Origin of the sequence: Streptosporangium sp. G11 (assembly GCF_051192615.1) — a bacterium.
GTDB lineage: Bacteria > Actinomycetota > Actinomycetes > Streptosporangiales > Streptosporangiaceae > Streptosporangium.
In genome coordinates this window covers 19,518-44,403 of sequence record NZ_JBPJUQ010000048.1, presented here as the reverse complement: position 1 = coordinate 44,403, position 24,886 = coordinate 19,518, and the positions used below count along the sequence as shown (strand labels likewise).

Here is a 24,886-nt window from a genome sequence, read left to right as displayed (position 1 = left end):
GGCGACCCCCTGGAGTGACGCATGCCGGAGCCCCGCCCCCTGCGGCCGGGTGACCCGGAACAAATCGGCCCGCACCGGCTGGTCGGATTTCTCGGCGAGGGCGGCCAGGGCGTGGTCTACCTGGCGCGCACGCCCGCCGGGGAACGCGTCGCGCTCAAGGTGCTGCACGCCAGGCTCTCGGACGACGCGCAGGCCAAGCGGCGCTTCCAGCGGGAGGCCGACGCCGCCCGGCGGGTCGCCCCGTTCTGCACCGCCCGGGTGCTCGAGGCCGACGCCACCGGCGACCGGCCGTACATCCTGAGCGAGTACGTCGACGGCGAGTCGCTGCAGCAGGTGGTGTCCAGGGATGGGCCGCGCGATAGGTACGCGCTGGTCAGGCTGGCCGTCGCCACCGCCACCGCGCTGACCGCGATCCACCGCGCCGGGATCGTGCACCGCGACCTCAAGCCCGGCAACGTCCTGCTCGGCCCCGACGGCCCCCGCGTCATCGACTTCGGCATCGCCAGGGCCCTGGACGCCGCGTACAGCCTGACCACGGACCTGGTCGGCACGCCCGCCTACATGGCGCCCGAGCAGTTCCACGAGCAGGAGGTCGGACCCGCGGGCGACGTGTTCGCCTGGGCCGGGACCATGGTGTTCGCGGCGACCGGACAGCCGCCGTTCGGGTTGGGCAACCTGCCCGTGGTGATGCACCGGATCCTCGTCTCGGAACCGGACCTGTCCGGCGTGCCGGAGTCACTGCGCCCGCTGCTGGCCGCGGCCCTCACCAAGGACCCCCGGTCCCGTCCCGGCTCGGACGACGTGCTGAACATGCTGCTGAACGCGGCCGACGACCCCGCGCCCGGCTCCGGAACGTCCCCGCTCCCCTCGTCTCCCCGCGCGCCCGTCCCGGGCCTGTCCCCCGTTCCGCCCCCGGCGCCTCCGCCCCGCGCGCCCATCCCGAACCGGTCCTCCACTTCCCCGCCGTCCGGCGCGCCCGCCCCCGGCCGGTCCTCCGTTCCGCCCTCGTCGCCGGCTCCCCCGCCACCCCGCGTACCCATCCTGGACCGGCTCTTCGCTCCGTCCCCGGCACCGTCTCCGAAGACGCCTCCCACCGGGTTCTCCCCGTCGCCACCCGGCCGGTCTTTTCTGCTCGCCGGTACGGCGAGACGGCACCGGATCCTGACCGTCGCCTCCGCACTGGCCACCGCCTGCGTGCTGGGCGTCACCACCTGGCTGGTCCTGCCGTCCGGCGAGCCGGACGTCATCTCGCGGGCGACGCCGAAACCCGCGCCGACCGGCTTCGACGCGGCCTCGGTCGCGGTCGTCAACCCGTCGGCGCGCAAGGGCGGCACGATGAGGTTCGGCGCCGGATTCGTCGCCGACTCCTTCGACCCGGCCAACACCTACTACTCGTCGATGTGGAACATCGCGCGGCTCTACGGGCGCTCGCTGACGATGTACCGGCCCGTTCCCGGCGCCGCGGGCAGGAAACCCGTGGGCGACCTGGCGGAGGGCCCCGGCGTACCCAGCAACGGGGGCAGGACCTGGACGTACCGGCTCAGACAGGGGCTGAAGTACGAGGACGGCACGCCGATCGTCGCCGCGGACGTCAAGCACGCCGTGCTCCGCGCGATCGGCAAGGACACCCTCAGCCGGGGCCCGTACCACTTCGAGGAGCTGCTGAACCTGCCCTCGGGTTACCGGGGCTACTTCGCGTCGCCGAAGGCGGACACCGACGCGGCGATCCGCACGCCGGACGACCGGACCGTCGTGTTCCACCTCAGAAAGCCCCACGGGGCCTTCGACCACGTCGCCCAGGTCCCCCAGACCATGCCGGTCCCCGAGGCGAAGGACACCGGCGCGGCGTACGAGAAGCACGTGCTCTCCTCGGGCCCCTACATGTTCGAGAGCGCGGAGAGCGGCAAGCGGCTCGTCCTGGTCCGCAACCCCCACTGGTCACCGGCGACCGACCCGAACCGCCGGGCGCTGCCCGACCGCTACGAGATCACCTTCGACATGGACCAGGACGCCGTCGACAAGGGCCTCGTCTCCGGCGACCTCGACCTGGACCTCGACTCGGGGGCGAGCGGCGACCTTCCCGCGCGGATCGCGGCCGATCCCGCGCTCAGGGCGCGGGCCGACGCGCCCACGATCGGCTGGCTGCGGTACGTCGCGATCAACCCGCAGGTCCTGCCCTTCGACAACGTGGCCTGCCGCAGGGCCGTGTTCGCCGCGGCGGACCGGGAGGCCCTGCGCGACGCCTACGGCGACGGCCTGCGGGCGGGCACGATCGCCACCGGGCTGCTCCCGCCGACCATCTCCGGACACCGCCCGCTGAACCTCTACCAGACCGGCAAGGGCGACGTGACCGGGGCTCGCGAGCAGCTGGCCGCGTGCGGGCGGCCCGGCGGCTTCGCGGCCACGATCATCTTCCGGGCCGCGCAGCCCGCGGAGCGAAAGGCGGCCGAGGCCCTGAAGGCGGCCCTGGGACGCGTCGGGATCCGCCTCACGCTCAAGGGCCTGTCCCAGGCCGACCACACGGCCCAGCACGGCGGCAGCCCCTCCTATCTGAGGAAGGAGAAGATCGGCCTGTCCATCCGGGCCTGGACCGCCGACTGGCCGGAGGGCGGCAGCTACCTGCCGTACCTGGCGGACAGCCGGGAGATCCTGGAGGACGGCCTGTCCTTCAACGTGAGCGTGCGCCTGCCCGAGGCCGACCACCTCATCGACCAGGCCGGTGCCGAGCTCGACGCCGCCCGGCGCGAGGAGCTGTGGGCGCGGATCGACCGCACGGTCATGGAGCAGGCCGTCGTGCTGCCCGTCCAGTGGGACACCCGGCTCCTGCTCCGCGGCAGGCGCCTGACCAACGTGCACGTCAGCGATGCCTTCTCCGACTACGACTACGTCGGCCTCGGGCTTTCCTGAGCCCGCGCCCCCTCGCCGTATGTCACACCCCCGCGCGTCACACCGCGACCGGCCGGCGCCCGCCTCGCGACGATCCGGACGCCGGCCCGTCGCCGCTAGCTGGTGACCGCGAGGGCGAGGGGCAGCACGGCGGGGGCTCCGGCGTGGCGGAGCATGGCGGCTCCCAGCGTCATCGTCCAGCCGGTGTCGACCAGGTCGTCGACCAGCAGGACCGGACCCCCGGCCCCGGCGACGGCCGCGCCCAGGGCGGCGGGCATCGCGAGGGTGCCCCGGATCGCCTGGACCCGCTGCGCGCTGTTGAACTGCCGTCCGGGCGGGCCCGACCGGTAGCCGAGATCGCCCAGGTAGGACAGGCGCCCCACCTGGGCCAGCCGCTCGGCCAGGCTGCGGACGAGCTGGGGGCGGCCGCCCGAGGGCACCGCGACGACGCCCACCGGGCGTTGGCCCCACTCCCAGGACGACAGCACCTTGATCACGGCGGCGAAGACGTCGTCGGGAACCGGCCCGTCGGGGGCGCCGTCGGTGAGGAGGCCGCGCAGGCGGTTGCCCCAGCCGATGTCGGTGAGCCTGCCCAGTGCCCGTCCGGGCTCGGCGCCCAGCTCCGGCCTGATCCGGCCCTTGAGGTCGGCCAGCCCGGTCGGCCACTGCTTTCGCGCCTCGACGTCCACCCCGGGCCGCTGGAGCCGGTCGGCGGCCGACCGTACGGCCCGCTCGTCCACCTCGGGCGAGCGGTGGACTCCGGTGCAGTTGTCACAGCGCCCGCAGGGGGCGGCGGTGTCGTCGTCGAGGCGGCGGCGCAGGAACTCCTCGCGGCAGCCGGTGGTGTCGAGGTATTCGAGCATGGCCCGCTGCTCGGCCTCCCTCTCGGCGGCGACCCTGGCGTAGCGCGGGGCGTCGTAGCCCCAGGGCTCGCCGGTGGACTCCCAGCCGCCCTTGACCCGGTGCACCGCGCCGTCGACGTCGAGGACCTTCAGCATGGTCTCCAGGCGGCTCCGGCTGAGGTCCACCCGGTTCTCCAGGGCGGCCGTGGACATCACGCCGCCCTCCTCCAGCGCGGCCAGCACCGTACGCACGACGGGCTCGGGCGGGAAGGCCAGCGAGGCGAAGTAGGCCCAGATGTCGCGGTCCTCCGCGCCGGGCAGCAGGATCACCTCGGCCCGCTCGACCCCTCGGCCCGCTCGGCCGACCTGCTGGTAGTAGGCCACCGGGGACTGGGGGGCGCCGACGTGCACGACGAAGCCGAGGTCGGGCTTGTCGTAGCCCATGCCGAGCGCGGAGGTCGCGACCAGTGCCTTGACCTTGTTGTCGAGCAGCGCCTGCTCGGCGGCGAGCCGCTCGACCTGCTCGGTCTGCCCGGAGTAGGCGATCACCTCGTGGCCCTGCTCGCGCAGGTAGGCGGCGATCTCCTGGGCGGCGGCCACGGTGAGCGTGTAGACGATGCCGGAGCCGGGGAGCTCGTGCAGCGTCTGGGCGAGCCAGGCCAGGCGCTGCTCGGCGCCGCGCAGGCGCACGACCCCGAGGTGGAGGCTGTCGCGCTCCAGCGCGCCGCGCAGCACGAGCGTCTCCTCGCCCATCTGCTCGGCGACGTCGCGGGTGACCCTGGCATTGGCCGTGGCGGTGGTCGCGAGGATCGGCACGCCCTCGGTGAGCTCCTCGAACAGCGTGCGCAGCCGCCGGTAGTCGGGGCGGAAGTCGTGGCCCCAGTCGGAGATGCAGTGTGCCTCGTCGACCACGATCAGGCCCGCGCTCTCGGCCAGCTCGGGCAGGACGTGGTCGCGGAAGTCGGGGTTGTTGAGCCGCTCGGGGCTGACGAGCAGCACGTCGACCTCGCCCTCGGCGACCTGGTTGTAGACCTGCTCCCACTCCTCGGGGTTGGCCGAGTTGACGGTGACCGCGGTGATCCCGGCGCGCTCGGCGGCGGCGATCTGGTTGCGCATCAGGGCCAGCAGCGGTGACACGATGACGGTCGGCCCCTCGCCCAGCTCGCGCAGGAGCGCGGTGGCGATGAAGTAGACCGCCGACTTGCCCCATCCGGTGCGCTGCACCACGAGCACCCGGCGCCGGTCCATGACCAGTGCCTTGATGGCCGCCCACTGGTCCTCGCGCAGCCGGGCGTGCTCCCCGGCGAGCGCCCGCAGCCGCTTCTCGGCCTCTTCGCGCAGCATCAGCTCTTCGCTCACCCGGTCATTGGTACCAGGTCTCGCCGACTGTTTTCCCCCGGTACGGCACACCCGGGCCTCGACGCCGCACCGGGGAGGGGCATCCGAGGGGGGTGGGGCCCGGCGCGGGCCCTGCCGGAGGAGGATGGGGAGCCCCCGGAGCACGCCGTGCCGAAGAGGGACGGAGGGCCCGGCGGACGCCCCGCCGGAGAGAGGGGCGGGGGCCGGCCGGAGGGCTTCCGGGCGGTCGGCGGGCGCGCGGCGGGGCGGCGTCCGGGGGCCGCGGCCCGTTTCCCCGGCTCCGCCGGACGTGCGGCGCCGGGAGCTGCGGACCTGACGGGCTCCACGTCGTGATTTGATGCATCCACTATGGACGTCACCACCTGGTACCTCGAACAGACCTCACGCTCGGACCTGCTGCCCGCCAAGCCGCCGTCGGTCGAGGTCGACGTCGTGCGCGCCGAGCTGCCCTCGCCCGAGTTCAGCCGGTTCCTCACCACGGCCGTCGGTGGGGACTGGCACTGGACGAACAAGCTGCCGTGGACCTGGAACGAGTGGGCCGACTGGCTGGCCGGCGGCGTGGAGACCTGGGTGGCCTACCACCGCGGCACCCCCGCGGGCTATGTCGAGCTCGCCCCCCAGGAGGACGCGACGGTCGAGATCGCCTCCTTCGGCCTCCTGGCGTGGGCGATCGGCAGGGGCATCGGCGGGCACCTGCTGGAGATCGGCGCGGCCAGGGCCTGGGACCTGGCCGACCGGCAGCCGGAGCGGGAGCCGACCCGGCGGGTGTGGCTGCACACCTGCTCCCTCGACAGCCCGGTGGCGCTCGCCAACTACCGGGCGCGCGGCTTCAGGATCTACGACACCAGGCTGAACGTGCCGGGTGACGAGCACGAGGGCGAGACCCCCGGCCCCTGGCCGGGAGCGGGCCCCCGGACCCGCGATCTTCCCACCGCCCCGGGCACCCCCGGAACCCCTCGGGAACGGCCTTAGCACCCTCGGGCAGGCCGGGAAGGCCCGGAAGTGTCGGATGGGCTGGGTATGGTATCGAGTCTCGGTACGATGCCCGGTCGCCCCCGTCGCCGGTCTCCCGCCGGACATCCCGGCCAAGGCTCCCCGGGGAGCCGGCGCCAACGGTTGGACCACGAAGACAGAAGGAGGATGCGCCTCCCCCCGGCCTGACGGCCGGGGCGCGCGCGCAGGAAATCAGATGGCTCGACGGACGACCACACCCCCGACAGACGAGGGCTTCGAGGAGCGGATCGTCGACATCGACGTTTCCACCGAGATGCGCACCAGCTTCCTCGAATACGCATACTCGGTCATCTACCAGCGTGCGCTGCCGGACGCCAGGGACGGCCTGAAGCCGGTCCAGCGCCGCATCCTCTACTCGATGAGCGAGATGGGCCTGCGGCCCGACCGGGGCCACGTCAAGTCGTCGCGCGTCGTCGGCGACGTGATGGGCAAGCTCCACCCGCACGGCGACACCGCCATCTACGACGCGCTGGTCCGCATGGCCCAGCCGTTCTCGATGCGCCTGCCGCTCATCGACGGGCACGGCAACTTCGGCTCCCCCGACGACATGCCCGCCGCGATGCGCTACACCGAGGCCCGGCTGGCCTCGGCGGCCATGGCCGTGGTCCAGTCGATCGACGAGGACACGGTCGATTTCAAGCCCAACTACGACGGCCAGGAGACCGAGCCCACGGTCATGCCGTCGGCCTTCCCCAACCTGCTGGTCAACGGCGCCACCGGCATCGCGGTCGGTATGGCCACCAACATGGCGCCGCACAACCTCGTCGAGGTCGTCGCGGCCGCCCGCCACCTGATCAAGAAGCCGGACGCGACGCTCGACGACCTGATGCGGTTCGTCCCCGGCCCCGACCTGCCCACCGGCGGCACGATCATCGGCCTCGACGGCATCCGCGACGCGTACACCAAGGGCCGGGGCACCTTCCGGATGCGCGCCAAGTGCGCCATCGAGCAGGTGAACCCCCGCCGCAAGGGCATCGTCGTCACCGAGCTGCCGTTCAACGTCGGCCCCGAGCGCGTGGTCACCAAGATCAGGGAGCTGGTCACCGCCAAGAAGCTCCAGGGCATCTCCGACCTCAAGGACCTCAGCGACCGGCACAAAGGCCTCAGCCTGGTCATCGAGATCAAGAACGGTTTCATCCCCGAGGCCGTGCTGGAGGAGCTCTACCGGCTCACGCCGATGGAGGAGACCTTCGGCATCAACAACGTCGCCCTGGTCGACGGCGAGCCGCGCACGCTGGGCCTGCGCGAGCTGCTCCAGGTCTACGTCGACCACCGCATCGACGTGGTCCGCCGCCGCTCCCAGTACCGCCGGCGCAAGCGCGAGGAGCGCCTGCACCTCGTCGAGGGCCTCATCGTCGCCCTCCTCAACATCGACGAGGTCATCCAGGTCATCCGCTCCTCCGACAACTCCGCCCAGGCCCGCGAGCGCCTGACGGAGGTCTTCCAGCTGTCGGAGATCCAGGCCAACTACATCCTCGACACCCCGCTGCGCCGCCTGACCCGCTACGACAAGCTGGAGCTCGACGGCGAGAGCCAGACCCTGCGCGACGAGATCGCCGAGCTGACCGCGATCCTCTCCTCCGACGACAGGCTCCGCAAGGTCGTCTCCGACGAGCTCGCCCAGATCTCCAAGACCTTCGGCACCCCGCGCCGCACGGTGCTGCTGGAGTCCTCGGGGGTCGTGAGGAACACCTCGGCCCCCCTGGAGGTGGCCGACGACCCCTGTCTGGTGCTGTTCTCCTCCACCGGCCTGCTGGCCCGCACGTTCGACGCCTCGCCGCTGGCCGGCGACGGCGACCGCTCGGCCCACGACGTGCTGATCTCCGCCGTGCGGAGCACGGTCAGGGGCGAGGTGGGCGTGGTCACCAACCAGGGCCGGATGATCCGGGTCCAGGTGGTCGACCTGCCCACGCTGCCCCGCTCGGCCAACCCGCCGTCGCTGTCCGGCGGCCACCCGGTGTCGGAGTACGTCACCTTCAACCCGGGCGAGACCGTCGTCGGCGTCGGCTCGCTCGACCCCGACGGGCCCGGCCTGGCGCTGGGCACGGCGCAGGGGGTGGTCAAACGGGTCGTTCCCGACTACCCGGCCAACCGCGACGACTTCGAGGTGATCACCCTCAAGGAGGGCGACACCGTGGTGGGCGCGGTGGAGCTGGACAGCGAGGACCACGACCTCGTCTTCATCACCTCCGAGGCCCAGCTGCTGCGCTACTCCGCCTCCGTCGTCCGCCCCCAGGGCCGCCCCGCAGGCGGCATGGCCGGTGTGCGGCTGGACGGCGACGCCGTGGTGGTCTGGTTCGGCGCGGTCGATCCGGCCCTGGAGTCGCAGGTCGTGACGATCGCCGGTTCCTCGACGGCACTGCCCGGCACCCAGATCGGCGGCGCCAAGATCTCCGATTTCGCCGAATACCCGCCCAAGGGCAGGGGTACCGGCGGGGTCCGCGTCCAGCGGTTCCTCAAGGGCGAAGACGTCCTGCTGCTCGCCTGGGCGGGTCCCGGCCCGGCCCGCGCGGTCTCGGCCGTCGGCAAGCCCGTGCCTCTCCCCGAGGAGCTGGGCCGCCGTGACGGCTCCGGCGTACGGCTCACCCACACCGTGTCGGCCGTGGGCGGCGCCCTCCGCGCCGGAGACGGCACGGAGGGCGCCGGGGTGGCTCCCGCCCCGGAGGAGTAACCCTCGTCCGCGACAAAGCCCCTGGAGCTCCCGCCAGGACGACGGGAGCTCCAGGGGCCGGGTACGGCGGGCCACCGGGGGGCACGCGAGGCGGTCAGCGGACCGCGGAGCCCTCGCGACCTCCGGCTGTGAGGCCCGGACACCACGCGAGGCGGCCGATCGAGCGCGAAGCCGCGATCACGCGAGACGCCCGATCGGCACGGAGGCCCTGAGAGCGCGCAGGACGATCAGTCGACGCACAGGCAGAACGGGTGCCCGGCGGGGTCGAGAAAGACCCGGAAACCCTCGTCCTCGCCCGGCTGGTACGGGTGCTTGGACGCGCCGAGGGCCAGCGCCTCCTTCTCCGCCTCGTCGAGGTTCTCGACCGTCAGATCGAGATGGAACTGCTGGGACCGCTCGGTGGAGGGCCACTCCGGTGGCCGGTAGCCGGGGACCAGCTGGAAGCAGAGCCGCCCGGGCCTGCCTCCGGTGACCACCACCCAGTCGTCCTCGACACTCGCGATCTTCCAGCCCAGGAGGGCACTGTAGAACTCGGCCAGTTGCTTGGGGTCTGGACAGTCGAGGACGATCGACCTCAGCTGCGCGATTCCCATGCTTCCTCCCAGACTCGGCACCATTGAAGATCCTATGGCGGTGTCACCGGGAGCTTCAACGGCGTTCCGCGCCGATCGGGCCCGGGGCACGCGGGACGCCCCGGCCCGGTGTCACGGCCGCGGCCCCGATCCGCCTTTCCCCGGCGGACGGCCTGAAACCCGGGGTCTCAGGTGAGCGCGCCCTGGAGCGCGAAGCGGATCGCCATCAGCAACTGCCAGGGCTCACCCGACTCCCAGAAGCGGACTACCTTGGCGACCCTGTCCGTCGGCTCGAACTCGCCGGTCCCCTGCGGGCCGAAACACCCCGCCTCCGCGAGGACGGCCACGAACGGGTCGTCGTCCTTCAGCGACCGGGTGTAGACCGCCGCGTCGAGCAGGGCCAGCGCCGAGCGCGCGTTGCGCCCCCCGTCCCTGACCTCGACCCGGTCCAGCTTCCGCCTGCCCTGGTCACGAAGATAGTCGGCCAGCGATTCGGTCCTGCTCATCAGCCCCTCCACACTTCCGGACTTTGGGTGACGACATCATGACCCAGGGTGAGAAGCGGTGGCGGGATCTTGGTGAAGTCCTCACCCGGTGCGGCCCCGGCAACTTCCGGGAAACGGGCATGAAGCATCATTAGTCCGTTGATTGCGCCGACCGAGGGATGCGTACGTGAGTGCTTTTGACGACCTGCTGGCCGCCAACGAGGAGTTCTCCGCCACGTTCACCAATGCCGAACTGACCGGCAGGGCCGCCCGCGGCCTCGCCGTGGTCACCTGCATGGACTCGCGGATCGATCCGCTGGGCGTCTTCGGCCTGAAGCCGGGCGACGCCAAGATCCTCCGCAACGCCGGGGCCCGGGTGACCGACGACGTGCTGCGCACGCTCGTCCTGGCGGTCAACCTGCTGGGGGTGGAGCGGGTGCTGGTCATGCCGCACACCGACTGCGGGATGAACAAGGTCACCGACGACGAGGTGCACGCGATCGCCGCCCGGCACGGCGTCGACACCCGCAGCCTGGACTTCCACACCGTTCCCGACCAGGACGCGGCGCTGCGCCACGACCTCGTACGGATCAGGACCAGCCCGTTCCTGCCCGCGGGGATGCCGGTCGGCGGGGCCGTCTACGACGTGCGCACCGGCAAGCTGATGCCGGTCGAGATCTGAACCTCGTGATCCGGTCCTCGTGATCCGGTCCCGGCCGGGGCCGGATCACGGTTTCGCGGTTCGCCGCGTCTCCCGGCGTTCGAGAGTCCCGGGCATGACGGATCAGTCGCCGGCACATCCGATCGGCGGCGGACCGATCACCTGACCGGTGCGGCGAAGCCCGCCTTCGGCCGTCCGCGCCGGGGAATCACCCGGCGGGGACGGTCAGGCGTCGATGTGGTCGCGGTCGATCTCGGCCGCGCTGCTCACGATGAACTCCCGGCGCGGGGCCACGTCGCTGCCCATCAGGAGGGCGAAGATGCGCTCGGCCTCCTCGATGTCCTCGATCCGCACCCTGCGCAGGGTGCGGTGGCGGGGCTCCATGGTCGTCTCGGCCAGCTGGTCGGCGTCCATCTCACCCAGGCCCTTGTAGCGCTGGATCGGGTCCTTCCAGCGCTTGCCCCGGCGCTCCAGGTCGCGCAGCACCCGCTGCAGCTCGGAGTCGGAGTAGCAGTAGACGTACTTGCCGTGACCGCGCGTGGGGTTGATGACCTCGATGCGGTGCAGCGGCGGCACGGCGGCGAAGACGCGCCCGGCCTCGACCATCGGCTTCATGTAGCGGTGGAACAGGGTCAGCAGGAGGCAGCGGATGTGCGCCCCGTCGACGTCGGCGTCGGCCATCAGGATGACCTTGCCGTAGCGGGCGGCCTCGATGTCGAAGGAGCGGCCGGAGCCCGCGCCGATGACCTGGATGATCGCGGCGCACTCGGCGTTCTTGAGCATGTCGGCGACGGACGCCTTCTGCACGTTCAGGATCTTGCCCCGGATCGGCAGCAGCGCCTGGAACTCCGAGTTGCGGGCCGCGCGGGCGGTGCCCAGCGCCGAGTCACCCTCGACGATGAACAGCTCGCTGCGGTCGACCTCGTCGCTGCGGCAGTCGACCAGCTTGGCGGGGAGTGCCGAGTTTTCCAGGGCGGTCTTGCGGCGCTGGTTGTCGCGGTGCTCCCGGGCGGCGATGCGGGCCTTGGCCGCCGCGACGATCTTCTCCAGGACCGCGCGGATCTGCGGCTTGGCGTTGCGCGGCGGGTTGGCGAGCAGCTCCTTGAGCTCTCGCGAGACGACGTGGGCGACGATCCTGGAGGCCGCCGAGGTGCCCAGGACCTCCTTGGTCTGGCCCTCGAACTGCGGCTCGGGCACCCGGACGGTCACCACCGCGGTGAGACCCTCCATGATGTCCTCGCGGGTCACGGGGGCGTCGCCGTTCTTGAGCAGGCGGGTCTCTCGCAGTTGCTCGTTGAGGGTGCGGACCAGGGCGCGCTCGAAGCCGTTGACGTGGGTGCCGCCCTTGGGGGTGGCGATCACGTTGACGAAGGAGCGGACGGTGTTGTCGTAGCCCTTGCCCCAGCGCACCGCCACGTCGACGGTGAGCTCCCGCTGGACCTCGGTCGGGGTCATGTGCCCCAGGTCGTCGAGGACCGGGACGGTCTCGTGGAAGTGGCCGACGCCCTGCAGCCGCAGCACCTCGCAGACGGCCTCGTCGCGGGCGAGGAACTCGGTGAACTCCGAGATGCCGCCGTCGAAGTGGAACTCCTCCTCGACGGCCTCCTCGCCGCGGCTGTCGCGAACGGCCAGGGTCAGGCCCGGGACCAGGAACGCGGTCTGGCGGAGGCGGACGTGGATCTCGTCGAGGGAGACCTCGGCCTCGGGGAGGAAGATCTGGTGGTCGACCCAGAAGCGCACGCGGGTGCCGGTGACGTTCTTCGCCACGCCGCCGCCGTCGCGCAGCCCGGACTTCTTCTTGAACTTGGCCTTGGGGCCGTCGCCGTCGAAGACGCCGGGGACGCCCCTGCGGAAGCTGATCTCGTGGATCCGGCCGTCGCGGTCGACCTCGACGTCCAGCCGCGAGGACAGGGCGTTGACGACGGAGGCGCCGACGCCGTGCAGGCCGCCCGAGGCGCCGTAGGAGCCGCCGCCGAACTTCCCGCCCGCGTGGAGCTTGGTGTAGACGAGCTCCACGCCCGCCAGGCCGCTCTTGGGCTCGACGTCGACCGGGATGCCCCGGCCGTCGTCCCGGACCTCGATGGAGCCGTCGGGGTGGAGCTCGACCTCGATGCGGCTGCAGTAACCGGCCAGGGCCTCGTCGACCCCGTTGTCCACGATCTCCCAGAGACAGTGCATGAGACCGCGACTGTCGGTCGACCCGATGTACATGCCTGGACGCTTGCGGACGGCTTCGAGACCCTCCAGCACCGACAGGTGGCGGGCCGTATAACCCGTCTCCGCGCTAACTGCGGTCACGCCCACTCCCACTCTGTCGAACACGTGTGCGCAGCTTACCGTTCTTCCCGCCACGCCGCGTACAAGCTTGCCATCCGGTGGGCACGGGCGTTACATCCGGCGTGATCATCGTTACTTTCGGACACTTTCCGCTCTGGGCGTAGCAGGGGGTCGGTTGGGAACGTTCGTATCGGGTTAGATGTTCTCTCAAGTGACTGACGCCAGATCCTCCACCTCAGGGGATGACCTGAAAGGCGATACGTGACTGGAACCCTCGCCCCCGCCAAGCAGCTCACAGCTGCTGACCGCTGTGACCGGTGCGGCGCCCAGGCTTACATCCGCGCGACCCTGCCCGTAGGTGGGGAGCTGCTGTTCTGCGCCCATCACGGGCGGCAGCACGTGGCCGTGCTGAGAGACAAGGGCGCCAACATCCAGGACGAGTCCGCTCGTCTCAGCGACGCCCCGGCAACGGCAGGCAACGACGAACGATAACCAGACGAATGGAGCCATCATCGGACCCGATAGTGATATCGGCCCGCCACCGTGAAGCCCTGGCGCTCGTAGAGCGTCCTGGCAGCGGTGTTCGACTCCACTACGACTAAATATGCCCGTTGTGTGCCCTGCGCCCGCGCATGCGAGAGCAGGGCACGCAACACCTTCCGTCCATGGCCCCTGCGCCGCGCGTGCGGCATCACGGCCATGGAGTAGATCCCGAGCCACTCCCCCTGGACCACGCCCCGCCCCACGGCCTCCCGGCCGAGCGAGGCGTACACGGCGGGCACGCCGGTGAGGATACGCGCGGCCGTCGCCAGACCGTCGTCACCGAACCTCCCGTCCACGCTCCACCAGGCGTCCAACCACGCCTGCGAGGGCGCCCCAGCGAGCTCGACCGACCCTCCAGGCTCCCCCGCCTCTCCGGGCTCTCCCGGCTCCTCCGGCACGTCGCCCCCGGGTTCGAGGCGCGCCGTCATGATCAACGTGGGATCCACCACCCGGTAGCCGCGCTCCCGCAGCGACGCGTCCAGGCCGGGTGTCGCACCGCCTCCCACGGAGAAGACGCAGGGCAGCCCACGGTCGGCGTAGAATCTCTCGGCCCTCTCGATGCCCGCTTCCAGATCCTCGGGCTCGCCCAGCGGCAGCACGGAGTTGGCCCGTTTGGTCACCCCGTCGGCGGCGCGCAGCGTCCAGCCCCCGGCGTCCACCCGCTGAATCGCCGGCCAGGCCTGGTCGACCAGCCGGTCGAAGACCTCATCGATCATGCTGAAGGATCCTAACCCCCCGATCGCCCCACTACGCTCGGCGACTGTGCTGATTCTGCTGCCTCCGTCCGAGGGAAAGGCCGCGCGGGGCGACGGTCCCGCCCTCGACCTGTCCCGGTTGAGCTTTCCCGCCCTCGGCCCGTCCAGGGAGATCGTCCTGGACGCGCTCACCGCGCTGTGCCAGGGCCCCTCCGGGCGGGACGTGCTCGGCCTGTCGCCGGGGCAGGCCGGCGAGGTCGACAGGAACCTGCTCCTGCGGACCGCTCCGACGCTGGCCGCGGCCGACCTGTACACCGGCGTGCTCTACGACAACCTCGGCCTGGCCTCGCTCTCCCCCGAGGCCTCGGCGCGGGCCTCGGAGACCCTGCTGATCTTCTCCGGCCTCTGGGGCCTGCTGCGGACCGGTGACCGCGTGCCGCCGTACCGGTTGTCGATGGGGGTGCGGCTGCCGCCGCTCGGCGGCCTGGGCGCCTTCTGGCGCCGGTCGGTCACACCGCTGCTCGACGCCGAGCCCGGCCTGGTCGTGGACCTGCGTTCCAGCACGTACGCGGCGGCGTGGCAGCCGGGCGGGCGGGCGGTGGCGGTACGGGTGCTCAGGGACGGGAAGGTGGTCAGCCACATGGCCAAGGCCACCCGCGGAGTGATCGCCCGCTCCCTGCTCGAAGGCGGCGTCGATCCGGAGAGCCCTGAGGAACTCGTCAAGGTCCTGGACCACCTCGGCCACTCCGTCACGCTCTGTGCGCCGCCCACGGGGAAACGGTCGTGGACACTCGACGTCATGTCGTGATGTGCCGGGGACGCGGCGGGCAGGAGACCCCGCGTGACCGGCGGCGCCCAGGGCCCCGGCCGGCTCACGCCGCGACGAGGTGGAGCCGCCCGCAGGCCCGCTGGAACTGCTGGGCGGGATCACCGAGATAGGACCACGGCAGTTTGCTGACCCGGCCCCCCGTCCGCACCAGGTGCCCGCGCGCGGGTCGTCGCAGGTCGGCGAGGTAGAAGGCGGCACCGAACAGGTTGTGCGCCTCGATCGACCGGGGATGGCTGTCACGCCCCACCCAGCGGCCCGAGTGCGAGACGACCTCGCGCAGCGCCCCGTCGGAGAACCAGCCGCCGCGCGACATCGGCGACCGCTCGGCGGCCACCTGCTCGAAGTGGGCCAACGGCACCAGGGACGCCATCGGATCCCCGTCTGGCGCCCGCGCGACGGCCTGCCTGGCGAACTCCAGCATCTTCTGGGCACTGCCGCCCCAGGCGGGGGACAACGTCATGAGCCGGGCCACGTTGGCCGGGAACAGCGTGGGATAACGGCGAACGGCCTCGTACCAGACCGCGTCCTTCTCCTGGCGCGGCCGGTCGAGGCCGAGATAGAGCCACATGATCGATTCCCAGGGCACCGGATCGGACGGCGAGAGCGACGCCGCGGCGAAAAGCGGCATCCTGGCCGACTCCATGGCCTCCTGGAACGCCTGCATGCGCCGCGCCTGCACGGCCCGCGCCTTGACATCCGGCTTGATCGCCCAGGCTTCCTCGATTCGGGTGCGCCCGAGCCAGAGCCAGAGGTCGGGGTTGGCCCGGTCGCGGGCCGTCAGCGCCTCTATGGCACGGCTGTGGCCGACGGCGGCCATGGCCAGCGCCTCGACCCTGAGCGCACGGCTCTCCGGATCGCCGCGGGCCGCGCCGATCGTGACCGTACCGGCTTCGAACACCTTCCGGCGTACCGCGGCGACCGCGTCGTCGAGCATCGCGTCCGCCCACGGACGATCGACGATCACCCGCAGTCCCCGGGCGCGAATCCTGTCAGCTTCGGCCACACCCATAAGGCGGCAGCCTAGGATCGCGTTCCACACGGCGTGCTACCGAGCTGTTACACCCGCGTTAACGACAAAGGGCCCGCACCATACGGCACGGACCCTTTGTCAGGAAACCTCTAGTCGAGATAGTCGCGCAGGACCTGCGACCGGGAGGGGTGACGGAGCTTGGACATGGTCTTGGACTCGATCTGCCGGATGCGCTCGCGCGTCACCCCGTAGACCTTGCCGATCTCGTCCAGCGTCTTCGGCTGACCGTCGGTCAGACCGAAACGCATCGAGACCACGCCCGCCTCGCGCTCGGACAGCGTGTCCAGAACGGAGTGGAGCTGCTCCTGCAGAAGCGTGAAGCTGACCGCGTCCGCGGGAACGATGGCCTCGGAGTCCTCGATGAGGTCACCGAACTCGCTGTCTCCCTCCTCACCCAGCGGGGTGTGCAGGGAGATCGGCTCGCGGCCGTACTTCTGGACCTCGACGACCTTCTCCGGGGTCATGTCGAGCTCGCGCGCCAGCTCCTCCGGGGTGGGCTCGCGGCCCAGATCCTGGAGCATCTGCCGCTGGACGCGGGCCAGCTTGTTGATCACTTCGACCATGTGGACCGGGATGCGGATGGTCCGCGCCTGGTCGGCCATGGCCCGGGTGATCGCCTGCCGGATCCACCAGGTGGCGTAGGTGGAGAACTTGTAGCCCTTGGTGTAGTCGAACTTCTCGACCGCACGGATCAGGCCCAGGTTGCCCTCCTGGATCAGGTCCAGGAAGAGCATGCCGCGCCCCGTGTAGCGCTTGGCCAGCGAGACCACGAGGCGGAGGTTGGCCTCCAGCAGGTGGTTCTTGGCCCGGCGACCGTCCTCGGCGATCCACTCCAGCTCGGCGCGGACGTCGACCGGGAGCTTCTCGCCGTCGGTGCCGAGCTGCTCCTCGGCGAACAGGCCGGCCTCGATGCGCTTGGCGAGCTCGACCTCCTGCTCGGCGTTGAGCAGGGGAACCTTGCCGATCTGCTTGAGGTAGTCCTTGACCGGGTCGGCGGTGGCGCCCGCGGCGGCGACCTGAGGCACCGGGGCGTCATCGTCGTCGTCGGTGAGGATGAGGACCTCGTCCTCGTTCACCTCGACGGCCTCGACCTTGGGCTCCTCCTCGGTCTCCGCCTCGGCCTCGACTTCGACCTCGGCTTCCACCTCCACCTCGACCTCGACTTCGACCTCGGCGACGGCCTCCAGGTCGAAGTCCTCGATCTCGACGTCCTCGAGTTCGATGACCTCGTCGTCGTCACCGGTGACCGGCTTCGACGCGGACGCGGGAGCCGCGGCGGCGACTCCGGGACCGGCCTTCTTCGGCGGCGGGGTGGGAACCGGCTTCTTGGCGGCCGGGGCGGTCTTCTTGGCGGGAGCCGCCTTGGCCGGGGCCACCGGCTTCTTGGCCGCGGTCGTGGCGGGCTCGGAGCCGCTGACGACCGCGGTGACGGTCTCCGGCTGCTCCTTGGCCGCCGCGGCGGTCTTGGTCTTTTTGACGGCGGCGGGCGCGGCCGGGGCGGTACGGCGCTTGGCGGGAGTGCGGGGCTTCTTGGGAGCCGCGGAGTCCTCGGCAGTCAGCCGTACTGTGATGCCCTCTTTGCTGAGGCTTCGCAGGATTCCAGCGACCTGCGCCATCGGAATGTCCGCTTCCTCGACGGCCTTGCGGACATCCTCGGACTCGAGGAACCCCTGCGAGCGCCCCCGCTCCATCAGCTGCTGAATGACGGGCTCGTTCAGCTCGGATGGCTTCGAGCGAGTCGAACTTGCAGGCGACACGAACACCTCTCGAAGGAAAGCGTGACGAGAATGGACCCAGATGCCCAACTAGGGGCAGTTTTACCTCTAGTTGTGATTAACAAGGCCGCGCGAACCGCGACGCACCTGTCCAGCATTGTGGCATGACACCGTGATCCATACGGCCGCCTCCTGGCGGTTGCCCTCCACCCTAGGCCGACCAAGAGAGTAGTGCGTACGGAAGCGAGGCACCGATACCCGAAAGCAACCGTTATGACTGTTTCATTCAGTCACTCTTCGTGGCGAGGGGAACGTGAATCGCGAGCACCGTGACGTCGTCATCCTGCTCATATCCGGACAGCATGCGATCTACAAGAAAATCAAGCAACATGTGCGGGCTTCCGACCACTTCGGCCGGCGCTTCGGTCACAACAGAGCAAAGATCAGCGAGCCCGGCATCGAGGCCACGCTTACGATTCTCCACCAGACCGTCCGAATACAGGACGGCGGTGTGGCCCGGCGGGACGCAGAACCTGAACTGCCGGCGGCTCGTGGGCCAGCCCAGCGGGGTGCCCGGCTCGCCGTCGCACAGCAGCGGCACGCCCTGCGGGGAGACCAGCAGGGGCGGTGGATGACCGGCGAGCGCCAGCGTGCCCTCTCCGGTGCCCGGCTCGACGACCATGTAGGCGAGGGTCGTGACCTGCTCCTCCTCCTCGGTGGCCTCGAAGACCCTGTCGAGGCCGGTGAGAACCGCCGCGGGCGGCGGGTTGGTCAGCGCCAGGGCCCGCATGGCGTTGCGGATGCGGCCCATTCCGGCCGCGGCCTTGACGCCCTTGCCCATGACGTCGCCGACCACCGCCGCGACCCGGCCGTCCTGGAGCACGAACGCGTCGTACCAGTCGCCGCCGACCTGCACGTGGCGGCTGCCGGAGCGGAACCGCTGGGCCAGGACCAGGCCCCGGACCACCGGCAGGCGGTCGGGCAGCAGGCTGCGCTGGAGCGTCTCGGCCGTGCGGTGCTCGCGCTCGAACAGGGTGGCCCGCTCCACGGCGAGGGCGCACTGACCCGCAAGCGCCTCCAGGAACACCCCGTCCTCCTGGGAGATCTTCTGAGGGCGGGTGAAGGAGAACCTCAGCGCGCCGAGCGCGCGACCCGCGGCCAGCAACGGCAGGCCCACCCAGGCCCGCTCGTCGCTGTGGGCGATGAACCCGGTGATCGCCTCGTTGTCGCCGCCGGCGTCGACCAGCTGGGAGCGCAGGCTCTCCGGCGACTCGGCGAAGACCGGACGCCGGCTGTTGACCGCCATGGTCATCACGCTGGAGTGCGACAGTGGGATCTCCTCGCCGGGCGCGCCGGGGACGTCGGGGATTCCGCCGCTGTTGACCAGTTTCAGCGCGGCCCGGTCGACGTCGAGCAGCGCCACGGCCGAGCGGTCGGCCGCCAGCGCCGTGCGGCCCACGTCGATGATGACCTGGACCACCTGCTCGACCGTGAGCGCCTCGGCGAGCATCGCCGTGGCGCCCTGCAGGCGGGCGGTCCGCAGGGCCGCGGCGCCGAGCTGGTCGGTCAGGCGTCCGCGCATCTCCTCGGCCTCGCGCTGCGGGGTGACGTCGGTGTTGGCGCCCACCCACTCGACGACCCGGTTGTGCCGGATGATCGGGACGGCGCGCACCTCGAAGTGCCGGTAGCCGCTGGCCCGGGTGCGGACCCGGTAACTCCACTCGAACATGGTCCGGCCGCGCAGCGCCTCGCGCCACGCCTCCTCGGTGTGCGGGCGGTCGTCGGGGTGGACGGCCTCCAGCCAGCCGTGGCTGAGGTATTCCTCGAGCCCCTGGCCGGTGATGGCCCGCCACTGCGGCGCGTCCTCCTCCACGACGCCGTTGGGCGCGGTGATCCACACGAGCTGGGACTGGGCCTCGACCAGCGAGCGGTAGCGCTCCTCGCTGCGCCTGAGGTCCTCCTCGACCTGCCTGCTGTCGGTGATGTCGACGCCGACCAGGCAGATCGCGCGAAGCGTGCCCTTGTCGTCGTGGATCGGGGAGAAGGTCAGCGACCAGTGGTGGGTCTCGCCGTCGGCGGTGCGCACGCGGATCCGCTGGTCGCCCTCGACCTCGGCCCCCGCCACGATGCCGCGTACCGAACCCTCGATCAGGGCGGTCAGGTCGGCGGAGAGCAGCTCGCCGGGGGCGCGGCCGACCAGGCGCTCGGCGGGAAGGCCGACCACGTCGGCGAAGACCTCGTCGACGCGCTCGAAGCGGCCGCCGGGGTCGAAGAACGCGAAGGCGAACGGCGACTGTGACAGCAGGCCCTGCAACAGGCCGGAGTCTGAGATGTCCACACCCGACTCCCGGGGACGGGGCACGGAGGTTTCGGCGCTCATGGTCGGCACCTCCGTCGCGTGCCAGGGTCTCCCACGAGGCACATCTCCAAACTTGCGAATTGGCGTAGCGCGGCTCCGGGGGACCGGATCCTGGAGTACATCATCGGCGATGGGCAGGTGCGGACGGAAGCCCCGCCCAAGATGCGGTCCGCGCACCCCGGGAACACCGCCGCTCCGATGACCGGAACCCTCGCGCCGGCGCGAGGGGGCTCCCGCACGGGCGCCGACCGGCCGGCGTTGCGCCTCCGAACGTTTGCGGCCAGGACCATAGCAGGATCGGGCCGGACCGTCCCGGCAACTGCCCACCTCATCTCCGTCGGGCTTGCAGGCGAAATCAGGCTACTGACTCACCGTCAACTCGGCTCCCTGTTCGGGGACACTCACTTACTCCTCTGTTGCAGGATTCAGTCAAGACACGGGGCCAGCTTTCCATATCACGGCGCCGAGGGTTGACACTCCCGAGATAAGTTGTGGAATGAAAACGCACGTCCTCGCCGACACATCCGGGGGATGCCCCCCGGGAAACTCCGGAGGAATGCGACATCCATGCCCGTTCTCACCACCCGCTTCGCCGGGCCTTCCCCGAACCTCGCAGCGCCCTCGACGCCTTCGACGGCCCTGTACGAGCCGGTGACCTCTCATCTGGCCGCCGAGTTCCTCACGGTGCCCCTCGACACCGTCGACAGATGCGTGGCCGAGGTCTGCGCCTGCGCCGAGCATCTCGGCATCGAGCCGACGGCCGAGGTCGTCGAGCGCGTCGCCCGCGAGCATTTGCTCGCCCTTGTCAACTCCGCGCCGCCGCCCCGCGGTCCCCGGTAGCATCGGGAGCACCCGGCCGTCTTCTACGCACCGTTTGGACCGGGAATGCGAGAAGGTTGGGGCGTGAGCGAGCGAAGCGAGCGGGCCAATCAGCGCGGCGGCGGCGTCCGTGATGGGCTCGCGCGCCCGACGGGGGAGGCTGCTTGAGCCGGCGACATCGTCGAGACCCCAGGGAGAGCCAGTCCCCCGAGGCGGTCTTCTCCGAGATGTTGCTCGCCGCTCGCGAGCTGCTGGCCGTACGCAGCCCGCTGGACGCCGAGCTCATGGTCTCCGACATGATCGGAGCCTGGTGGGGGCGCCGGCTGCGCCGCGGGGACGCCGAGCAGGTCCTCGGGGAGGGCCTGGTCGACTACGCGGCCAAGGCCGGCTCGCCCGCCGCGCTCACCCTGCTGATCGCGCTGGCCTACCTCGGCACGGCCCGCCAGGCCGCCAAGGCGGAGGGCGCCGCGCTGGCGCTCATGGAGCGCGACGTGGCCAGGCCCCGCTGGGCCGACCGGCTGGGCGTGGTCAAGACGACCGGCTGCTTCGTCTCCCGCGACGCGTACGGCGACCAGGACACCGTGGTGTGCACCTTCGGCTACCGGGGCACCGACAACATCGAGGACCGGCACGCGCTGGTGGTGATCGTCGACTACAACATGCGCGGCATCGCCCGTGACGCATGGGTCTCCTCGCACGTCGACAAGCTGCTGGAGCAGGCCAGGGCCGAGGCCGAGGGCAACCCGATGCTCAGGTTCGGGGAGATCGAGCCGCAGCAGGCCAGGGCGCTGCTCGAATCGGCCATGAAGGCCACCGCCGACTACGGCCAGCGCAAGGCGGCCGCGCCGGTCAGCGACAGCTACAGCGCCTACCACGCCTTCGCCAGGTCCCGGATCAAGGCGCTGCCGCCCGGCAGGAAGCGGCCGGCCCCGCTGCACAGCGAGGCCCCCTACAGCCGCGACCGCCGGGCGATGCTGGCGGCCGAGTTCCTGTCCTCGGACGCGGCCGAGCACCTGTCCGACCCCTCGGCGGCCTCCCGGTGCGCCGACCACATCATCGACTACGGCTGCGACCAGGATTTCGGCCGCCCGCTCCGGGTCAGCCCGACCAAGTGCGAGACGTTCCTCCTCGACTGGCTGCCGCGCAAGGTGATGCTCAACACCGCCGAGCAGGAGGCGGTGCCGCACGTGCTGGGCGCGTGGGCGCGTTTCGCCGCGGGCAGGACCGGGCTGCCCGACGAGGGGCTGCGGGCCACGCTCGACGCGGTCTGGGAGGCGACGGGCAAGTTCGCGGAGTCCTACCGCGACCCGACGACCTTCGGGCTCGACCGCGACCTGCTCGACCGGCTGTTGCCGGACGGCGACCTGTCGGCGCTGGCCAGGCGGGTGTTCGCGTTCCCCTTCCTGCAGGGCACGCACGGCGAGATCAAACTCAGCCTGCTCAACCCGGCCGACGACACCGACCGGCGGATCCTGCTGGGCATCGACCACGCGGGCGAGCTCGACCGGCGCGACTACGACGAGCACCTCGCCTGGCACGAGGAGATCGCCGCCCGCCTCTGGGAGGGCGACCCCCCGCAGCTCTGGGAGGCGGCGCAGCGGCTGCTGGACCTGGGGCACGACCGGCACGACGTGCTGCACGTGCTGATCGAGATCGCCGAGCGCATCGGGGACGACCCCGAGGAGCTGGCCATCGCCCTCGATGACATCGCGGACATTCCCGACGAGCCTCCGGTGTAGGTGAGCCATGGTGATCGATCTCAACGCCGATCTCGGCGAGGGCTTCGGAATCTGGCGGCTGGGCGACGACGAGGCCCTGCTCGACGTCGTGACCAGCGCCAACGTCGCCTGCGGGTTCCACGCGGGCGACCCGCTGATCATCCGCCGTACGTGCGCGGCGGCGGTCGACCGCGGGGTGGTGATCGGCGCCCAGGTGTCCTACCGGGACCTGGCCGGGTTCGGCCGCCGGGAGATGGACGTCGACCCCGAGGAGCTCTGCGCCGAGGTGCTCTACCAGCTGGGGGCGGTGGACGGCATCGCCAGGGCGATGGGCGGCCGGGTCTCCTACGTCAAACCGCACGGCGCGCTGTACAACCGGATCTGCCGCGACCCCGAGCAGGCGGCGGCCGTCGTGGCGGCGGTCGCCGACTACGACCGGGACCTGCCGCTGCTGACCCTGCCCGGCTCCGTCGTCCACGAGATCGCCGCCGGGGAGGGGGTCGCCACCGTCGTGGAGGCGTTCGCCGACCGCGCGTACACCGGCGCGGGGACGCTGGTCTCGCGCCGCTCCCCCGGCGCGGTGCTGCACGACCCCGGCACGGTCGCGAACCGGGCCGTGCGGATGGCGACCGAGCGGGTGGTCGAGGCGGTGGACGGCTCGCGGGTCCCCGTCGAGGCGCGCTCGATCTGCGTGCACGGCGACACCCCCGGCGCCGTGCTGATGGCCCGCGCCGTCCGCGACGGCCTGCTGGACGCCGGAGTGACGCTGAGGTCCTTCGCGTGAGCATCCGGCGAGCCGGGGAACACGCGCTGCTGGTGGAGACGGGCTCGCTGGAGGTCTCCCACCGGCTGGACGCCCTGCTGCGGGCCGACCGGCCCTCCGGGGTGGTCGAGATCGTGCCCGGCCCCGTCACCGTCCTCGTCACCGCGCCGGGGAGCGACCCCGCGCGCCTGCGAGACGAGCTCTCCCGTCTGCTGGACACGGCCTCCGCCGCGGACGCGGCGGTGACCGGGCCCGCGCCCGAGGTGGTCCTTCCCGTCGTGTACGACGGCGCCGACCTCGACGACGTCGCCGCGCTGAGCGGGCTCTCCCGCGGGGAGGTGGTCGAGCGGCACACCGGGCGGGAGCTGGTGGTGGGCTGGCTGGGCTTCGCCCCCGGGTTCGCCTACCTCACGGGGCTGGACCCGGCGCTGCACGTCCCCCGGCTGGAGACCCCACGGACCTCGGTGCCCGCCGGGGCGGTGGCGGTCGCGGGCCCCTACTCGGCGGTCTACCCCTCGGCCTCCCCCGGCGGCTGGCGGCTGCTCGGCCGCTCCACGACAGCGGTGTGGGACGTGGCCGCCGACCCGCCCGCCCTGCTCACGCCGGGGACGCGGGTGCGGTTCCTGCCGGTCGGCGAGCCATGATCGAGGTGATCGCGCCGGGGCCGTACGCCACCGTGCAGGATCTCGGCCGGCCGGGGTACGCCCACCTCGGGGTGCCCCGCTCGGGCGCGGCGGACGAGCCGAGCCTGCGGCTGGCCAACCGCCTGGTCGGCAACCCGGAGAACGCCGCGGGGATCGAGCTGACCCTCGGCGGCGCCCGGCTGCGCTTCACCGCCGGGGCCTGGGCCGCCGTCACCGGTGCCGCCTGCCCCCTGGACCTCGTACGACCGCGCCGGGCGGTCCCGGCCGAAACGGGCGAGGTCTCCACGGGCGAGGCGTTCGTAGGGGGCGCTTCTTCGGGCGGCGCCTCCGCGGGTGGTGTTCATCCGGGCGGTGTTCATGCGGGCGGGGCGGGCGCTCCCATGACGGTCTCGCAGGGGATGTGCGCGCCCTTCTGGGTCCCCGCGGGCGGCGAGCTGTGCCTGGGGATGCCCGGGGCCGGCCTGCGCACCTACGTCGCCGTCCGGGGCGGTGTCGAGGTGCCCGTCACGATGGGGAGCCGGTCGGCCGACTCGCTGTCCGGCCTCGGTCCTCCCCCGCTCCGCGCCGGGACGGTCCTGCCCGTGGGGCCGACCGGTGGCCTGCCGCCGATCATCGTGGACGCGGCGCCCCCGCCGCAGGCCGGGGCGGGCGTCCTGCGGGTCGTGCCGGGCCCCCGGGACGACTGGTTCGTCCCCGGAGCCCTGGCCACCCTGTGCGCGGGGCCGTACGAGGTCAGCCAGGACAGCAACCGGGTGGGCGTGCGGATGCGCGGCGCCCGCCTGGAGCGGGCCAGGGACGGGGAGCTGCCCAGCGAGGGCATGGTGGCGGGGGCCGTCCAGGTGCCGCCCAGCGGCCAGCCGATCGTGTTCCTCGCCGACCACCCGCCGACCGGCGGCTACCCGGTCATCGCCGTCCTGACCTCGGCGAGCCTCGCCGGGGCCGCCCAGCTCCGCCCCGGCGACCGGACACGCTTCCGCCTCGCCTGACCCGGCCGGCGGGCGGCC

At 71.8% G+C, this 24,886-nt stretch carries 19 protein-coding genes; 11 read left to right on the top strand and 8 right to left on the bottom strand.

What is annotated here, in order from left to right; genetic code table 11:
- The first annotated feature begins 21 nt into the window (after window positions 1–21).
- Window positions 22–2,907, top strand: a complete 2,886-nt coding sequence (locus ACSDR0_RS33545; RefSeq protein WP_435292940.1) for an ABC transporter substrate-binding protein — start codon at window positions 22–24, stop codon at window positions 2,905–2,907.
- A 95-nt stretch (window positions 2,908–3,002) separates the two neighbouring features.
- On the opposite strand, the gene ACSDR0_RS33540 is transcribed toward ACSDR0_RS33545, so the two are convergent.
- Window positions 3,003–5,072, bottom strand: coding sequence for a RecQ family ATP-dependent DNA helicase (locus ACSDR0_RS33540; protein WP_435292973.1), 2,070 nt, complete (start codon window positions 5,070–5,072; stop codon window positions 3,003–3,005).
- A gap of 363 nt (window positions 5,073–5,435) precedes the next feature.
- On the opposite strand from ACSDR0_RS33540, the gene ACSDR0_RS33535 reads away from it, so the two are divergent.
- Together ACSDR0_RS33535 and ACSDR0_RS33530 are read left to right on the top strand one after the other, a co-directional pair.
- Window positions 5,436–6,059: a GNAT family N-acetyltransferase gene (locus ACSDR0_RS33535; RefSeq protein ID WP_435292939.1), complete on the top strand. Its 624-nt coding sequence runs from the start codon at window positions 5,436–5,438 to the stop codon at window positions 6,057–6,059.
- A 217-nt stretch (window positions 6,060–6,276) separates the two neighbouring features.
- Complete coding sequence (locus ACSDR0_RS33530; RefSeq protein ID WP_435292938.1) at window positions 6,277–8,772, top strand: DNA gyrase/topoisomerase IV subunit A; 2,496 nt, start codon at window positions 6,277–6,279, stop codon at window positions 8,770–8,772.
- A gap of 227 nt (window positions 8,773–8,999) precedes the next feature.
- Here ACSDR0_RS33530 and ACSDR0_RS33525 read toward each other — a convergent pair whose 3' ends face one another.
- Entirely contained in the window at window positions 9,000–9,365 is a 366-nt protein-coding gene (locus ACSDR0_RS33525) for a VOC family protein (RefSeq protein WP_435292937.1), read from the bottom strand.
- A 167-nt stretch (window positions 9,366–9,532) separates the two neighbouring features.
- Window positions 9,533–9,850, bottom strand: coding sequence for a hypothetical protein (locus tag ACSDR0_RS33520; protein WP_435292936.1), 318 nt, complete (start codon window positions 9,848–9,850; stop codon window positions 9,533–9,535).
- Between the two features lie 166 nt (window positions 9,851–10,016).
- Between ACSDR0_RS33520 and ACSDR0_RS33515 the strand changes: the two genes are divergently transcribed.
- Complete coding sequence (locus ACSDR0_RS33515; RefSeq protein WP_435292935.1) at window positions 10,017–10,511, top strand: beta-class carbonic anhydrase; 495 nt, start codon at window positions 10,017–10,019, stop codon at window positions 10,509–10,511.
- Window positions 10,512–10,715: 204 nt separating this feature from the next.
- Here the strand turns inward: ACSDR0_RS33515 and ACSDR0_RS33510 are convergent, their stop codons facing one another.
- On the bottom strand, window positions 10,716–12,788 hold the full coding sequence (locus tag ACSDR0_RS33510; RefSeq protein ID WP_435292934.1) for a DNA gyrase/topoisomerase IV subunit B: 2,073 nt from the start codon (window positions 12,786–12,788) through the stop codon (window positions 10,716–10,718).
- 240 nt (window positions 12,789–13,028) lie between these two features.
- Between ACSDR0_RS33510 and ACSDR0_RS33505 the strand changes: the two genes are divergently transcribed.
- Complete coding sequence (locus ACSDR0_RS33505) at window positions 13,029–13,259, top strand: DUF7455 domain-containing protein (protein ID WP_030920243.1); 231 nt, start codon at window positions 13,029–13,031, stop codon at window positions 13,257–13,259.
- A gap of 17 nt (window positions 13,260–13,276) precedes the next feature.
- Here the strand turns inward: ACSDR0_RS33505 and ACSDR0_RS33500 are convergent, their stop codons facing one another.
- Complete coding sequence (locus ACSDR0_RS33500) at window positions 13,277–14,026, bottom strand: GNAT family N-acetyltransferase (RefSeq protein WP_435292933.1); 750 nt, start codon at window positions 14,024–14,026, stop codon at window positions 13,277–13,279.
- A gap of 46 nt (window positions 14,027–14,072) precedes the next feature.
- Here ACSDR0_RS33500 and ACSDR0_RS33495 point away from each other — a divergent pair, with 46 nt between their 5' ends.
- A complete protein-coding gene (locus ACSDR0_RS33495) occupies window positions 14,073–14,813 on the top strand; it encodes a YaaA family protein (protein ID WP_435292932.1) in 741 nt (246 codons plus the stop codon).
- A 64-nt stretch (window positions 14,814–14,877) separates the two neighbouring features.
- Here the strand turns inward: ACSDR0_RS33495 and ACSDR0_RS33490 are convergent, their stop codons facing one another.
- The 3 genes from ACSDR0_RS33490 to ACSDR0_RS33480 all read right to left on the bottom strand — a co-directional run bounded on the left by ACSDR0_RS33490 (window position 14,878) and on the right by ACSDR0_RS33480 (window position 19,959).
- Window positions 14,878–15,798, bottom strand: coding sequence for a hypothetical protein (locus ACSDR0_RS33490; RefSeq protein ID WP_435292931.1), 921 nt, complete (start codon window positions 15,796–15,798; stop codon window positions 14,878–14,880).
- 155 nt (window positions 15,799–15,953) lie between these two features.
- Window positions 15,954–17,621 carry an RNA polymerase sigma factor gene (locus ACSDR0_RS33485; RefSeq protein ID WP_435292930.1) on the bottom strand — a complete coding sequence of 556 codons (1,668 nt, stop codon included), beginning with the start codon at window positions 17,619–17,621 and terminating at the stop codon, window positions 15,954–15,956.
- Window positions 17,622–17,865: 244 nt separating this feature from the next.
- Entirely contained in the window at window positions 17,866–19,959 is a 2,094-nt protein-coding gene (locus ACSDR0_RS33480) for a SpoIIE family protein phosphatase (RefSeq protein ID WP_435292929.1), read from the bottom strand.
- A gap of 546 nt (window positions 19,960–20,505) precedes the next feature.
- Between ACSDR0_RS33480 and ACSDR0_RS33475 the strand changes: the two genes are divergently transcribed.
- From ACSDR0_RS33475 to ACSDR0_RS33455, 5 genes are all read left to right on the top strand, one after another.
- Complete coding sequence (locus ACSDR0_RS33475) at window positions 20,506–20,778, top strand: hypothetical protein (RefSeq protein ID WP_435292928.1); 273 nt, start codon at window positions 20,506–20,508, stop codon at window positions 20,776–20,778.
- A gap of 206 nt (window positions 20,779–20,984) precedes the next feature.
- Window positions 20,985–22,496 (top strand): hypothetical protein, encoded by a 1,512-nt coding sequence (locus ACSDR0_RS33470; RefSeq protein ID WP_435292972.1) that lies wholly within the window; start codon window positions 20,985–20,987, stop codon window positions 22,494–22,496.
- A gap of 7 nt (window positions 22,497–22,503) precedes the next feature.
- On the top strand, window positions 22,504–23,259 hold the full coding sequence (locus ACSDR0_RS33465; RefSeq protein ID WP_435292927.1) for a LamB/YcsF family protein: 756 nt from the start codon (window positions 22,504–22,506) through the stop codon (window positions 23,257–23,259).
- Complete coding sequence (locus ACSDR0_RS33460; protein WP_435292926.1) at window positions 23,256–23,882, top strand: 5-oxoprolinase subunit B family protein; 627 nt, start codon at window positions 23,256–23,258, stop codon at window positions 23,880–23,882. Before ACSDR0_RS33465 ends, ACSDR0_RS33460 begins: the two co-directional genes overlap by 4 nt.
- Window positions 23,879–24,868 carry a biotin-dependent carboxyltransferase family protein gene (locus ACSDR0_RS33455; protein ID WP_435292925.1) on the top strand — a complete coding sequence of 330 codons (990 nt, stop codon included), beginning with the start codon at window positions 23,879–23,881 and terminating at the stop codon, window positions 24,866–24,868. Before ACSDR0_RS33460 ends, ACSDR0_RS33455 begins: the two co-directional genes overlap by 4 nt.
- The last annotated feature ends 18 nt before the right edge of the window (window positions 24,869–24,886 follow it).

Coding starts and splice junctions, on each gene's coding strand:
- ACSDR0_RS33475 (WP_435292928.1), top strand. CDS start 20,506: ATGCCCGTTCTCACCACCCGCTTCGCCGGGCCTTCCCCGAACCTCGCA.
- ACSDR0_RS33535 (WP_435292939.1), top strand. CDS start 5,436: ATGGACGTCACCACCTGGTACCTCGAACAGACCTCACGCTCGGACCTG.
- ACSDR0_RS33540 (WP_435292973.1), bottom strand. CDS start 5,072: ATGCTGCGCGAAGAGGCCGAGAAGCGGCTGCGGGCGCTCGCCGGGGAG.
- ACSDR0_RS33520 (WP_435292936.1), bottom strand. CDS start 9,850: ATGAGCAGGACCGAATCGCTGGCCGACTATCTTCGTGACCAGGGCAGG.
- ACSDR0_RS33470 (WP_435292972.1), top strand. CDS start 20,985: ATGTTGCTCGCCGCTCGCGAGCTGCTGGCCGTACGCAGCCCGCTGGAC.
- ACSDR0_RS33480 (WP_435292929.1), bottom strand. CDS start 19,959: ATGAGCGCCGAAACCTCCGTGCCCCGTCCCCGGGAGTCGGGTGTGGAC.
- ACSDR0_RS33465 (WP_435292927.1), top strand. CDS start 22,504: ATGGTGATCGATCTCAACGCCGATCTCGGCGAGGGCTTCGGAATCTGG.
- ACSDR0_RS33530 (WP_435292938.1), top strand. CDS start 6,277: ATGGCTCGACGGACGACCACACCCCCGACAGACGAGGGCTTCGAGGAG.
- ACSDR0_RS33525 (WP_435292937.1), bottom strand. CDS start 9,365: ATGGGAATCGCGCAGCTGAGGTCGATCGTCCTCGACTGTCCAGACCCC.
- ACSDR0_RS33455 (WP_435292925.1), top strand. CDS start 23,879: ATGATCGAGGTGATCGCGCCGGGGCCGTACGCCACCGTGCAGGATCTC.
- ACSDR0_RS33545 (WP_435292940.1), top strand. CDS start 22: ATGCCGGAGCCCCGCCCCCTGCGGCCGGGTGACCCGGAACAAATCGGC.
- ACSDR0_RS33500 (WP_435292933.1), bottom strand. CDS start 14,026: ATGATCGATGAGGTCTTCGACCGGCTGGTCGACCAGGCCTGGCCGGCG.